Source organism: Streptomyces sp. a15, from assembly GCF_059026085.1.
On the sequence record NZ_JBWLKM010000042.1, the window covers coordinates 39,156 to 51,610 of the forward strand.

A 12,455-nucleotide genomic window follows, 5' to 3' on the forward strand; every position below is an offset into this window, starting at 1 on the left:
CCGCCGAGCCTTCAGTCGGTGACCGTCACCTTGAGGGCGGTGCGCTCGTCCCTCGCTTCGAGGGCACCGAGTGCGCCAACGGTGAGCAGGAACTGCGCGGCGACATAAGTGAGCATGATCCAGAGGTCGGGCCGAGGCGGCTGGGGCCAGTCGGCGACGCCGGTCGCGATCAGGGTGTCGGACAGCAGGAAGAGCGCACCGCCGAAGCCGGCGACGAGGCCGAGCCGGGCCGCGGCCGCGTACGCCATGGCCGTGAGCAGGAGGCTGTAGCCCGCGACGGGGACGCGGAGGCCGGCGGGCAGGTCCGGCCAGAGCAGGACGACGGTGGTGAGCAGGGCGGTGGTGTAGGCGAGGGCGAGGAGGCCGCAACGCGCGCGTGCCTTGCCGTATGCCTTGAAGAGGACGAGGTAGCAGATGTGGCCCGCGGCGAAGGAGGCCATGCCCGCGAGGAAGACCTGCTCGGCGTCGAAGAGGAGCAGGACGTCGCCGCCCCAGCCGAAGAGAAGGGCGGCGAGGAGGAGACGGGGAGCACCGTGCGCTGCCGCGTACGCGGCCAGGAGGGGCATCAGGAGCGGCTTGCTCACGGTGTGCCCGGTGCCGAACCCCACGGCGAGGCTGACCAGGTCCGTCGCCGCGACCAGGGCGAAGGCGGCGAGAAGGGCGCGGCGAACGGTCACACGACCACGGTTTCCTCGGCCGCTTCCGCCGCCGGCGCGGGCGTCGGCTGCCATCCGGGCCCCCGGAACACCCGCCCCGCGCGCTCACGCCAACCGGCTGCCGCCCTCACGTCCTTGACGATGGCGACGTACTCATGAGTGGCCACCTTGATGGGGTTGAAGGTGTTGATGTTCTTCGTCAACCCATAGACGGGCCGCACGGTCTCGGCAACGAATGACCCGAAGAGCCGGTCCCAGACGATGAGGATGCCGCCGAAGTTGCGGTCCAGATAGCCGCCTTGAGAAGCGTGATGCACCCGGTGGTGTGACGGCGTGTTGAAGACGAACTCGAACCAGCGGGGCATCCTGTCGATCCGCTCGGTGTGGATCCAGAACTGGTACACGAGGTTCGCGGAGGAACAGAACGCGAGGGCGGCCGGATGCACGCCGACGGCCACGAGGGGGACGTAGAACGGCCAGACGGTCAGCGAGGTCCAGGGCTGGCGCAGCGCGGTGGTGAGGTTGAACCTGCGGCTGGAGTGGTGGACGACGTGGCAGGCCCACAGGATGCGGATGACGTGGTGACCGCGGTGGGACCAGTAGTAGAAGAAGTCCTGCGCGAGCAGCATCAGAGGGACGGTCCACCACAGCACGGGCACCCGCAGCGGGGTGAGTTCGTGGATCGCCGTGTAGACGGCGACGATCGGGATCTTCCACAGGAAATCGAAGGCAAGGCTCCCGAGCCCCATGCCGACACTCGTGGCCGCGTCCTTGGCCTCGTAGCCGGCCGCGTCCTCGTCGGGATGGAGGCGGACGCTGATCATCTCGACCACGGTGAGCAGGACGAAGGCGGGTATCGACCACAGCACGACATCGGGCAGGTTCGGCATGTGGGCACCGTAGAACCGCTGGTCGGCCGCGGCTAGACGTTGTTACCCACAAGTATTACCGACGGTACGCGCTTGCTTCTTGGCGATCTCCGCCAAGGGGCCCACCGCCCCTGCCTACGATGCCGTGGACAGGAGACGGGGAGGCCGGGGGATGCAGGGGCTCGAGGTCGTGGTCGTGCGGCTGGCGTCGACGGTGGTGTCGACGGTCGCGAAGTCGATGCTCAGGCCGAGTCCGGGCGCGGGTCTGGTGACGGATCCGGTGCGGCCGCTGCCGAAGCCGGCGGGTCCGGAGAAGCTGGCGCGGGTGCTGGGCGGGCGGATCGCCGGCGGGTACGCGTCCCTGCCGGAGCACGAGCGGCTGGCGGCGGTGGCGGCGGTCCAGGACACCTTCGCGGCGGCGGGCGAGCTGACCCCGGACCGGTTGTTCGCGGTGGACCTCGACCCCGGACGGCTGGCCGACGAACTGCGGCGCCCCGTCCCGGACCTGGCGGAGCGCGCCCAAGGCCTCTACGAGGAGCTGCTGCGGCTGTGCTGTGCGCACGTCCTCGAACAGCTCACCGCGCACCCGTCGTTCGCGGCCCGCGCGGCGGTGGAGCAGACGCGGCGGACCGGGGCGCTGCTGCGGGACCAGAAAGGCCTGGAGCCCTCGGAGGGCCTTGCCTTCGAGCAGCGGTACGCCGGCTTCGTGGCTGAGACGCACTCCCGGCTGGAGCTGTTCGGCGTCACGCTCGGCGGCCGGCGCCGTGCCGAGTGGCCGCTGGACACGGCGTACCTGAGCCTCGCGGTGACCGGGGAGCCCTGCTACGCGCCGCACGGCGAGGGGCACGGGGCGCCGGGCGGGGCGCAGACGCCGGTGAAGGTGGAACAGGCGCTCACGGACCGCCGCAGGCTGCTGCTGCGCGGCCCGGCCGGGTCGGGGAAGTCGACGCTGATGCAGTGGCTGGCACTGAACGCGGCCCGGCGGAGCTTCGGCCCCGAGCTGGCGGACTGGAACCGCTGCGTGCCGTTCGTGCTGCGTCTGCGGTCCTTCAACACGCCGGACGGCCTCCCGCTGCCGGAGGACTTCCTGCCCGCCTCGGGCGTGCCGCTGCGCGCGCCGCGGGGCTGGGTCGAGGAACTCCTCGGCAGCGGCCGGGCGTTGGTGCTGGTGGACGGCGTCGACGAGGTTCCGTCACGGCTGCGTGCCCGCACGGAGAAGTGGCTGAAGTCGCTGCTCACGGCCTTCCCGCAGGCCAGGTACGTGGTCACGACCCGCCCGTCCGCCGTCCCGGAGGACTGGCTGGCGCCCCACGGCTTCACGGCGCACACCCTGCTGCCGATGGAACGCGAGGACATCCGGGCGTTCGTACGGCACTGGCACGACGCGGCCCGCCAGGAGTGCGCCCCGGACGGCGAACGGGCGCTGCTCGACCGCTACGAGGCCAGCCTGGGCGAGGCGGTCACCACCCGCCGCGACCTCGGCCGACTCGCCACCAACCCGCTGATGTGCGCGCTGCTGTGCGCCCTGAACCGCGACCGGCGCATGCACCTCCCGCGAGCCCGCAAGGAGTTGTACGACGCCGCCCTGGACATGCTGCTGATCCGCCGGGACACCGAACGGGAGATCTCGTCGGTCGAGGGTGTCGTCCTGTCCCGCGAGGAACAGACGGCCCTGCTTCAGCGGCTGGCCTACTGGATGATCCGCAACGGGCAGGTGGAGGCGGACCGGCGAGACGTCATCGCAATGCTGCGCGAGTGGCTGGCAGCCATGCCTCAGGTCGGCGAGCAGGGCGACGCCGAGCAGGTCTTCACCCACCTGCTGATCCGCAGCGGGCTGCTGCGCGAACCGGTGCCCGGTTATGTGGACTTCGTCCACCGCACCTTCCAGGACTACCTGGGCGCGAAGGCGGCCGTGGAGGCCCGCGACTTCGGGGTGCTGGTGCGCAACGCGCACGACGACCAGTGGGACGACGTCGTGCGTATGGCGGTGGGGCACGCGCGCGTGGAGGAACGGGGGCGGCTGCTACGGCAGTTGCTGCGGCGGGCGGACAAGGTACAGCGGTATCGGCACCGGTTGGTGTTGCTCGCGGCGGCGAGTCTGGAGCATGCGCCGGAGCTGGACCCCGAGGTGCGGCGGGAAGTGGAGGCGCGGGCGGAGGAGTTGATGCCGCCGCGGTCCTTGGAGGAGGCGGAGGAGCTCGCGAAGGTGGGCGAGCTGGTGGTGGAGCTGCTGCCGGGGCCGGAGGGGTTGGACGAGGAGACGGCGGGGGCGGTGGTGCGGACCGCGGCGCTGGTGGGCGGGCCGGCGGCTCTCGCCGTCATCAGGCGGTTCCGGGAGGATTCCAGGTTCCAGGTGACCTACCAGCTCTCGACCAGCTGGCGATCCTTCGATGCGGAGGAATACGCGGATGCCGTGCTGGCCGGGGCGTCGCTCCCCGAGTCGTACCTGCACGTCGTCTCGCCCGACCAGGTGGACGTTCTCGAACGGCTCCCACACATCGAGCAGTTCCACCTCAAGGGGAACCTGGGCATCCCCGAGGCGCTCGTCCGGAACGGGCGGGCGAGGTGGCTGTTCCTCAATGACGACGATGAGCTGGAGGACCTCTCACCCCTCTCCCGGATGGCCCGGCTCGAGCTGCTCGGCATCCAAAGCTGTCCACGCGTGCGCGACCTCTCGCCTCTGGAGGGGCTGCCGGTCGAGAAGCTCTACCTCCACGACCTCTCCCCTGAGCTGCGTCTGACTCGGATCGGTGAGCTCACGGACCTGAAGCAGCTGGTTTTGGGCTACGCCCCTGAAGGGGTGCGGTCCGTGGCGGACATTCCGGACGACCATGTGCTCACCGGTCTCGGGCTCTACCCGAAGGCTCGTCACGTCAAGCTGGACGGGCTCTCCCGCTGGACCCGGCTCGATTGGCTGACCATCTCAGGAGCAGCGCAGACCGAGCAGTTGGCCCGGCTGGAGGAGCCGCCGAAAGTCGGGAGCCTGCAGATCCTCAACAGCCCCTTAGTGGTCCCGCCGGACCTGGCTCGCCACCGGCACCTGACCGAACTCATCCTCTACGCATGCGAACTCCTCACAGGCCTCGATGCCTTGAAGGAGCTGCCGGAGCTGCGCAGGCTCTCCCTGAACCGCTGCCCCGGGACGATCGATCTGACTCCCTTGGCAGACATGGAGGACCTCACGATCTACGTAACCCCCAACACGGATCTGCGAGGCGCCGACCGCCTGTCCCCGGAGCGCCTCAAACTCCTCCCCCTCTGACCTCAAACCCCCGCCGCTCCCAACAATGCCCCCGCCCCATACGTAACCCCCATCGCCAACGCCCCGCCCGCCATGTTCCGCAGGACAGCGCCGCCCGGTCGCGCGGCCCCCAGTCGCGCACTACTCCACCCGGTAACCGCCAAAGCAACCAGCACCGACCCCACCGTCACCCCCAGCCGCCAGTCCGCCGACGGCAGCACGATCGCCAGCAGGGGCAGCAGCGCCCCCACCGTGAAGGCCAGGAAGCTCGCGCCGGCCGCGTGCCAGGGGTTGGTGAGCTCGTCGGGGTCGATACCGAGCTCCACGCGCGCGTGGGCCCTCAGCGCATCCCGCTCCGTCAGCTGGACGGCCGCCTCCCTGGCCACCTCCCGGCTCAGCCCGCGTCCCTCCAGCAGGTCGGCCAGCTCCTCCAGCTCGGCCTCCGGCTGCTCGCGCAACTCCCGTTTCTCCAGCGCAAGAGCGGCCTTCTCGGAGTCCCGCTGCGTGGACACGGACACGTACTCGCCCGCCGCCATCGACATGGATCCGGCGAGCAGGCCCGCGAGGCCGGCGGTCAGCAGGGCGGCGCGGTCGTCCGTGGCGCCGGCCACGCCGACGACGAGGCCCGCGGTGGAGACGATGCCGTCGTTCGCACCCAGGACCGCCGCGCGCAGCCAGTTGAGGCGGGAGGCGAGCCCTCCGCCGTGGGCCTCGTCATGGGTGGCTTCGGTCACAGTCGGATGATCGCACTCCAGACGTGACGAGCCCCGTACCGACGCGGGCCGCCGCCGAGGACCGGAGGAGGCGGAACTTCCGCACGCAACAGCTCCCGAACTCGCAGCACAAACAAGCCGAGCCCGAACAAAAGAACCCGACAACACGCCTGTCGCACCCAACAGCGCACCTGAGGAAGGGGACTGTCAGTCGCGACCCGTATCCTCAGGGACCATGCTCGAAGACCGCATGAGGGCAGCGTCCTCCCCCACCGCCTGGCCGGCCGCGTATCCGAAGGGATACGCGGTCGTTGACGTGGAGACCACCGGCCTGGCCCGGGACGACCGGATAATCTCCGCGGGCGTCTACCGTCTGGACGCACGCGGTGAGGTCGAGGACCACTGGTACACGCTGGTCAACCCGGAGCGGGACCCGGGCCCGGTGTGGATCCACGGCCTGACGAGCGACGTGCTGGAGAGCGCGCCCCTCTTCCACGAGATCGCCGAGGAGTTCTCGGCCCGCCTGGACGGCCGGGTGCTCGTCGCGCACAACGCGGTCTTCGACTGGCAGATGATCGCCCGGGAGTACGCGCGCGCGGAGCGCGAGGCGCCGGTGCGGCAGCGGCTGTGCACCATCGCGCTCTCCAAGGAGCTGGCCCTGCCGCTGCCCAATTACAAGCTGGAGGCCCTGGCGGCGCACTTCGGGGTCGTCCAGCAGCGGGCGCACCATGCCCTCGATGACGCGCGCGTCCTTGCGGAGGCGTTCCGGCCGAGCCTGAGGGCCGCGGCGGCGGGCGGCGTACGGCTGCCGCTGCACGAGTGCCGGCCGCTGACCGAGTGGACGGACCGGGCCGTACCCCGGCAGCAGGCGGCGGGCTACGGAAGCTATCGGCAGACCAGTTGGCGCCCTGCCCGCAAAAGGCCCGCATGCCCGTATCCCAATCCAGGACGGTACGAAGAGGGCAGGCAGCTCAAGCAGGGCATGCGGGTCGCCTTCTCCGGGGACACGTCCATCGAGCGCGACCTGCTGGAGGACCGCGCGACCGAGGCCGGGCTGCATGTCGCGACGAGCCTGTCCCGGCTGACCAGCCTGCTCGTCACCAACGACCCGGACTCGGGCACGTCGAAGGTCGTCAAGGCCCGGCAGTTCGGAACACCGGTGGTGGACGAGGCCGCGTTCGGACAACTCCTCGGGGATGTCGAACCGGCGTCGGAGGGCTGACCGTACCCAATACCCCGTACGGAACCCCGTGCGGAACCGTGTGCCGACGACCGTACGGACGGGTGATTGCCGGGCGACTCGCCCGGCGCCCGCTCGCCCGGGACGCGCCGAGCGCTCACCCTGTGGCGCATGGCGACTTGCGAAGTTTGCGGCAATAACTACGGAATGACCTTCGAGGTGCACGCCCAGGGCGCGGTGCATGTCTTCGACTGCTTCTCCTGTGCGATCCACCGCATGGCACCCATCTGCGAGCACTGCAGAGTGCAGATCATCGGCCAGGGCGTCGAGGTCGAGGGCCAATGGTTCTGCGGCGCCCACTGCGCCCGCGCGGAGGGAAAGGCGGGCATCGTCGACAAGGTGTGAGACCGGCCCCCGGAAGCCCTGCTTCCGGTACCCGCTTCCATGCGCCCCACGACCGAGTTGTACGGTCGTGGGGTGTACCGCTTCCTGTTGTCCCGGCAGTGGGTGATCCTCACGCTGGTCGCCCTCCTCCTCATCCCCACGATGATCAGGCTGGGTATCTGGCAGATGCACCGCTACGAGGAGCGCACCGCCCGCAACCAGCTGGTCTCCGACGCGCTCTCCGCCGACGCGGTGCCCGTGGAGCGGATGACCTCCCCCGGACACACGGTCACCACCGACGAGCGGTACCGACGCGTGATGGCGAAGGGCCGCTTCGACACCGACGACGAGGTCGTCGTCCGCCGCCGCACCAACTCCGACGACGAGGTCGGCTATCACGTCCTGACGCCGTTCGTCCTCACGGACGGCAAGGTGCTGCTCGTCAACCGCGGCTGGATCCCCGCGAACGGCCCGAGCCAGACCGCGTTCCCCAAGATCCCTGCCCCGCCCGGCGGTGAGATCACCGTCACCGGACGGCTGATGCCCGACGAGACGACCGCGGCGAGCGGCATCAAGAACCTCAAGGGACTGCCGGACCGGCAGATCATGCTGATCAACAGCGAGCAGCAGGCACAGCGCCTCGACGCCCAGGTGCTCGGCGGCTACATCGTGCAGACGTCTCCCGAGCCGAAGGGCGACACCCCGGAGCTGCTCGGCCCGCCCGGCGACGAGGACGCGGCACTGAACTACGCGTACGCCATCCAGTGGTGGCTGTTCGCCGCGGGCGTGCCGATCGGCTGGGTGGTCCTGGTCCGCCGGGAACGGCGCGACCGGCAGGCGGCGGGGGCCGAGCAGACCACGGCCGAGACGGAACCGGCACCGGTGTAAGCACCCGGAACAGACACCGGAACAGCTGACCAGTACCGGTACAGCCGACCGGCGCCGGTCCAGCCGCCGCACCGGTCCAGCCACCCCGCGTCACCCACCCGGCCCCCGCCCCGGATTGCCACCCCGGTGCTCCGGGAACCCGCACTGCGTGCACCCCCGTATCGAGGACTACGCCCTCATCGGCGACGAACAGACCGCCGCCCTGGTCGGGCTGGACGGCTCCGTCGACTGGCTGTGCCTGCCCCGCTTCGACTCGGCCGCCTGCTTCGCCAAGCTCCTGGGCGACGAGGACAACGGCCACTGGCGGATCGCTCCCAAGGACGCGGACCGGTGCACGAGACGCGCCTACCGCGCCGGCACCCTCGTACTCGACACCGAGTGGGAGACCGACGAGGGCAGCGTGCGCGTCACCGACCTGATGCCGCAGCGCCACCGCGCCCCCGACCTCGTACGCGTCGTGGAGGGCCTCGGCGGCCGGGTCACCGTGCGCAGCACCCTGCGGCTGCGCTTCGACTACGGCTCGATCGTGCCGTGGGTGCGCCGGGCCGACGGCCATCGGGTGGCCGTCGCCGGACCCGACTCGGCGTGGCTGCGCAGCGAACCCGAGGTGCACACCTGGGGAGAGGCGTTCGGTACGCACTCCGAGTTCACCGTCGAGGAGGGCGAGAAGGTCGCCTTCGTCCTCACCTGGCACCCCTCGCACGAGCCGCGCCCGCCGCTCGTCGACCCGTACGAGGCACTGGAGAACAGCGTCGCCGACTGGCGGGCGTGGGCGGCCCGCTGCCGTTACGGCGGTCCGCACCGGGACGCCGTGGTCCGCTCCCTGATCACCCTGAAGGCGCTCACCTACGCGCCGACCGGCGGCATCGTGGCCGCGGCCACGACCTCGCTGCCCGAGGAGCTGGGCGGGGTGCGCAACTGGGACTACCGCTACTGCTGGCTGCGCGACTCCACCCTCACCCTGGGCGCCCTGCTGTCGTGCGGCTACCAGGAGGAGGCCGAGGCCTGGCGGAACTGGCTGGTGCGGGCGGTCGCCGGCGACCCGGCGGACCTCCAGATCATGTACGGCCTCGCGGGCGAGCGGCGGCTGCCCGAGCTGGAGCTGCCGTGGCTGTCCGGTTTCGCCGGCTCCAGGCCCGTACGGATCGGCAACGAGGCCGTGAAGCAGCTCCAGCTGGACGTGTACGGCGAGGTCATGGACTCGCTGTCGCTGGCCCGGCGGGCGGGTCTGCCCGCCAAGCCGCACATGTGGTCCCTGCAGAGCGTCCTGCTGGAGTTCCTGCGGTCGTCGTGGCGGCAGCCGGACGAGGGACTGTGGGAGGTGCGCGGCGGCCGCCGCCACTTCGTGCACTCGAAGGTGATGGTGTGGGTGGCCGCCGACCGTGCCGTGGGCGCCCTGGAGTCCTACCCGGCGCTGAGCGGTGACCTGGACGGCTGGCGCGCGCTGCGCGACGAGGTGCACCGCGAGGTGTGCGAGAAGGGCTACGACGCCGATCGCAACACCTTCACGCAGTACTACGGCTCGCGCGAACTCGACGCCGCGCTGCTGCTCATCCCGCGCGTCGGCTTCCTGCCGCCCGACGACCCACGGGTGGTCGGCACCATCGACGCGGTCCGCGACGAACTGGGCCACAGCGGCTTCGTACGCCGCTACAGCGCCGAGGAGTCGCCCGTCGACGGACTGCCGGGCGGCGAGGGCGTCTTCCTGGCGTGCTCCTTCTGGCTCGCGGACGCGCTGCACATGACGGGCCGTACGAAGGAGGCCCGGGAGCTGTTCGAGCGGCTGGTGGGCGTCGCCAACGACGTGGGGCTGCTGTCCGAGGAGTACGACCCGGTGGCGGGGATGCAGCTCGGCAACTTCCCGCAGGCGTTCAGTCACATCGGTCTGGTGAACACGGCCCTCGCCCTGTTCGGGGACGAGCGGGCAGGATAGGGACCATGGATCTTGGACTGAAGGACCGGGTGTACGTAGTCACCGGGGCCACCCGCGGCCTCGGCAACGCCGCCGCGCGCGAGCTGGTCGCCGACGGCGCGAAGGTGGTCATCACCGGCCGGGACGAGAAGAGCGTCGCCGACGCGGCGTCCGCCCTCGGCCCGAACGCGGTCGGCGTGGCCGCGGACAACGCCGAACCGGACGTGGCCGCGCGCCTGATCGCCGCCGCGCGCGAGCACTTCGGGGGCTTCGACGGCATTCTCGTCAGCGTCGGCGGGCCGGCGCCGGGGTTCGTCGCCGACAACACGGACGAGCAGTGGCAGGCGGCGTTCGAGTCGGTGTTCCTCGGCGCGGTGCGGCTCGCGCGGGCGGCGGCGGGTGAGCTGGACGCGGGCGGCGTGATCGGGTTCGTGCTGTCCGGTTCGGTGCACGAGCCGATTCCGGGGCTGACGATCTCGAACGGGCTGCGGCCGGGGCTGGCCGGGTTCGCCAAGTCGTTGTCGGATGAGCTGGGGCCGCGGGGGATTCGGGTCGTGGGGCTGTTGCCGGCCCGTATCGACACGGATCGCGTGCGCGAGCTGGACGGGCTGTCCGCCGACCCGGAGGCGACGCGGGCGGCGAACGAGTCGCGGATTCCGTTGCGGAGGTACGGGAAGCCGGACGAGTTCGGGCGGGCGGCCGCGTTCTTGCTGTCGCCGGCGGCTTCCTATCTGACGGGGATCATGTTGCCGGTCGACGGGGGGATGCGGCACGGCTTCTGAGCCGTCCTCAACTGACCCTCTCGGCACGGTGCTTGACGCCGGTCAGCCTGACCTCCGCCGGGAGTGACGCGAGGCCCGCCGAATTGCGGGCGTTCGTCAGGGCCACGGCCGTGAGGTCGTCGAGGGCAGTCCCCGGATCCACCTGCGGCTCCAGCTGGAGGCGTACGCGGGCCTCCGGGGCGCTCGGGCGGCCCGTGAGCAGGGCCTGGGCGTGGGCGACGCCGTTCAGGTCGCCCGCCTGGCCTGCGAGTACGCCCTGCAGGGCGCGCCCCCGCAGCAGCGCGCCCTCGCCGTCGCCGGTGTCGACGAGGACCTCCCTGAGCCGGTGCCTGCGCAGGACCGCGGTCAGCCACCACAGGGCGAGCAGCACGAGGACGGCGAGCACGGCGAGGACGGCCGGCCACCACCAGCCGGCGTCCCGCCACCGGGTGCGCTCGGCGCCACTGAGCAGCACGTCGTGCCGGCCGTGGTGGATCCACCACGAGGGCGCCGGGGCGCCCAGTCCGACGGCGAGCACGGAACCTCCGACGACGACCAGGACGAGGCCGACGACGCCGAGCAGTACACGGTTGACGGTCCTGAGCACCGTACTCACCCCTTCCGTACGGGTCGCGTCACGTGCACCGACAGCGTGGGCGGCCGGGTCAGCCCGAACCCCCGCACGGCCTCGGCGAGTGTGGCGTCCAGGTCGGCCTGTACGTCGTCCGGTTCGCGGAAGTGGGAGACCGCGCGGACGTCGGCGCGGGCTCGGCGCATCCGCACCCGGACCGACTGCACTCCGGCGACCTCCATGGCCCGGTCGCGCAGCACCATGGCCGCCGCCTCCCGGTGCAGTCCGGCGCGTACGTCGGGGTGGGTGCGCCGCATCGGCAGCACCGCGCGCAGGCCGGGTGTCACCGCCAGCACGATCAGCCACAGGCCGAGGGCCGCGGCGACGCCCGCGCCGACGAGCACCCAGGTGTCGTCGAGGGGCCGTTCGGCGAGCTGCCGGGCCAGGTCGCGGCGCCAGGCCAGCGCGTCCCGGTCGGCCCGCACGGCGGCGACGTCGTACAGGAAAGCCCCCGCGACGACCAGGAGCAGCAGCGCCACGATGCCGGCCGGTACCCTGCGCGCCGACCAGAACCGCCCGCTGTCGCCGGCCTCGGCCCGTTCGCCGGCCGGCGCGGGTGGAGCCTCGTACTCCCCGCCGGTGCCGGTCTCCTTCTCGATGACCGGCAGTCGTTGCGTGGTGCCCTCGGAGCCCTGGGGCTCGCTCATCGCGTCCTCCCCTGTGCCGCGCCGTACGCCGTTGCCGGGTGCAGCCGCTCCACCTGGACGGCGACCTCCGGCACCTCCATGCCCACCAACGCGCCTACCCGCTCCACGACATGACGACGCACCCGACCGCAGCGGGCGCCGATGTCGCAGGGGTATTCGAGTTCGAGGTGCAGACGGATGCGGGCCGTTTCATGGCGGATGACGACGGTGGCGTACGGGCGCGCGGCGTCCTCGGGCAGCTCGCCGAGGGCCTCGCGCGCCGCCTGTCCGGCGATCTTCGCGACGACCCGGTCGGCGATCCTGGTCGCCCCGCGCTCGCCCGGCGGGACGACGGCCACAGGTCTGCGGAGCTCGGCGGCCCCGCCGCCCACGGACGTCACCGCCGCCCGTCGCGCCGGCTGTCGCGGGTGCGGAAGAAGTCGCCGAGTTCCAGGTCCCCGTCAGCGAACTTGCCCACTACGAATCCGACGGCGCCCAGGGCGGCGACCAGCAGGAAGGCGCCGAATCCGCCGAAGTACCCGGCGAAGCCCAGCGCCATGCCGGCGATCATGCCGATCACGGCCATGCTCATGG

Annotated in this window: 13 protein-coding genes; 6 read left to right on the top strand and 7 right to left on the bottom strand. The window is 71.5% G+C overall.

From position 1 onward, the window contains the following. Window positions 1-11: 11 nt before the first annotated feature. The gene (locus AC5P09_RS32375) at window positions 12-731 is read right to left on the bottom strand and encodes a lysoplasmalogenase family protein (RefSeq protein WP_493877284.1); all 720 of its coding nucleotides are present in this window, start codon (window positions 729-731) and stop codon (window positions 12-14) included. After that, a complete protein-coding gene (locus AC5P09_RS32380) occupies window positions 674-1,546 on the bottom strand; it encodes a sterol desaturase family protein (RefSeq protein ID WP_493877285.1) in 873 nt (290 codons plus the stop codon). The genes AC5P09_RS32375 and AC5P09_RS32380 overlap by 58 nt, the downstream gene beginning before the upstream one ends. A 151-nt stretch (window positions 1,547-1,697) precedes the next feature. Here AC5P09_RS32380 and AC5P09_RS32385 point away from each other — a divergent pair, with 151 nt between their 5' ends. Then, window positions 1,698-4,787, top strand: coding sequence for an NACHT domain-containing protein (locus AC5P09_RS32385; protein WP_493877286.1), 3,090 nt, complete (start codon window positions 1,698-1,700; stop codon window positions 4,785-4,787). 2 nt (window positions 4,788-4,789) lie between these two features. Here AC5P09_RS32385 and AC5P09_RS32390 read toward each other — a convergent pair whose 3' ends face one another. Further along, entirely contained in the window at window positions 4,790-5,500 is a 711-nt protein-coding gene (locus AC5P09_RS32390; RefSeq protein ID WP_493877287.1) for a VIT1/CCC1 transporter family protein, read from the bottom strand. A gap of 214 nt (window positions 5,501-5,714) precedes the next feature. Between AC5P09_RS32390 and AC5P09_RS32395 the strand changes: the two genes are divergently transcribed. From AC5P09_RS32395 to AC5P09_RS32415, 5 genes are all read left to right on the top strand, one after another. After that, window positions 5,715-6,701 carry a DEDDh family exonuclease gene (locus tag AC5P09_RS32395; protein ID WP_493877288.1) on the top strand — a complete coding sequence of 329 codons (987 nt, stop codon included), beginning with the start codon at window positions 5,715-5,717 and terminating at the stop codon, window positions 6,699-6,701. A gap of 129 nt (window positions 6,702-6,830) precedes the next feature. Then, window positions 6,831-7,064: a metallothionein gene (locus AC5P09_RS32400; protein ID WP_266441903.1), complete on the top strand. Its 234-nt coding sequence runs from the start codon at window positions 6,831-6,833 to the stop codon at window positions 7,062-7,064. Window positions 7,065-7,136: 72 nt separating this feature from the next. Further along, on the top strand, window positions 7,137-7,931 hold the full coding sequence (locus AC5P09_RS32405; RefSeq protein WP_493877312.1) for an SURF1 family cytochrome oxidase biogenesis protein: 795 nt from the start codon (window positions 7,137-7,139) through the stop codon (window positions 7,929-7,931). Window positions 7,932-8,079: 148 nt separating this feature from the next. Then, window positions 8,080-9,864, top strand: a complete 1,785-nt coding sequence (locus tag AC5P09_RS32410; RefSeq protein WP_493877289.1) for a glycoside hydrolase family 15 protein — start codon at window positions 8,080-8,082, stop codon at window positions 9,862-9,864. Window positions 9,865-9,869: 5 nt separating this feature from the next. Beyond that, window positions 9,870-10,625, top strand: a complete 756-nt coding sequence (locus AC5P09_RS32415) for an SDR family oxidoreductase (RefSeq protein ID WP_493877290.1) — start codon at window positions 9,870-9,872, stop codon at window positions 10,623-10,625. Window positions 10,626-10,632: 7 nt separating this feature from the next. Here AC5P09_RS32415 and amaP read toward each other — a convergent pair whose 3' ends face one another. From amaP to AC5P09_RS32435, 4 genes are read right to left on the bottom strand one after another with little or no spacing between them, the layout of a single operon-like run. Next, window positions 10,633-11,211 (bottom strand): alkaline shock response membrane anchor protein AmaP, encoded by a 579-nt coding sequence (gene amaP / locus AC5P09_RS32420; protein WP_493877291.1) that lies wholly within the window; start codon window positions 11,209-11,211, stop codon window positions 10,633-10,635. A 5-nt stretch (window positions 11,212-11,216) separates the two neighbouring features. Further along, entirely contained in the window at window positions 11,217-11,882 is a 666-nt protein-coding gene (locus tag AC5P09_RS32425) for a DUF6286 domain-containing protein (RefSeq protein ID WP_493877292.1), read from the bottom strand. Next, a complete protein-coding gene (locus AC5P09_RS32430) occupies window positions 11,879-12,262 on the bottom strand; it encodes an Asp23/Gls24 family envelope stress response protein (protein ID WP_493877293.1) in 384 nt (127 codons plus the stop codon). The genes AC5P09_RS32425 and AC5P09_RS32430 overlap by 4 nt, the downstream gene beginning before the upstream one ends. Next, a complete protein-coding gene (locus AC5P09_RS32435) occupies window positions 12,259-12,453 on the bottom strand; it encodes a hypothetical protein (protein ID WP_493877294.1) in 195 nt (64 codons plus the stop codon). The genes AC5P09_RS32430 and AC5P09_RS32435 overlap by 4 nt, the downstream gene beginning before the upstream one ends. Window positions 12,454-12,455 lie beyond the last annotated feature (2 nt).

Bases quoted from the DNA above. Each gene is read 5' to 3' on its own strand.
- AC5P09_RS32400 (WP_266441903.1), top strand. From the start codon at position 6,831: ATGGCGACTTGCGAAGTTTGCGGCAATAACTACGGAATGACCTTCGAG.
- AC5P09_RS32385 (WP_493877286.1), top strand. From the start codon at position 1,698: ATGCAGGGGCTCGAGGTCGTGGTCGTGCGGCTGGCGTCGACGGTGGTG.
- AC5P09_RS32415 (WP_493877290.1), top strand. From the start codon at position 9,870: ATGGATCTTGGACTGAAGGACCGGGTGTACGTAGTCACCGGGGCCACC.
- AC5P09_RS32435 (WP_493877294.1), bottom strand. From the start codon at position 12,453: ATGAGCATGGCCGTGATCGGCATGATCGCCGGCATGGCGCTGGGCTTC.
- AC5P09_RS32380 (WP_493877285.1), bottom strand. From the start codon at position 1,546: ATGCCGAACCTGCCCGATGTCGTGCTGTGGTCGATACCCGCCTTCGTC.
- AC5P09_RS32425 (WP_493877292.1), bottom strand. From the start codon at position 11,882: ATGAGCGAGCCCCAGGGCTCCGAGGGCACCACGCAACGACTGCCGGTC.
- AC5P09_RS32395 (WP_493877288.1), top strand. From the start codon at position 5,715: ATGCTCGAAGACCGCATGAGGGCAGCGTCCTCCCCCACCGCCTGGCCG.
- AC5P09_RS32375 (WP_493877284.1), bottom strand. From the start codon at position 731: ATGGCAGCCGACGCCCGCGCCGGCGGCGGAAGCGGCCGAGGAAACCGT.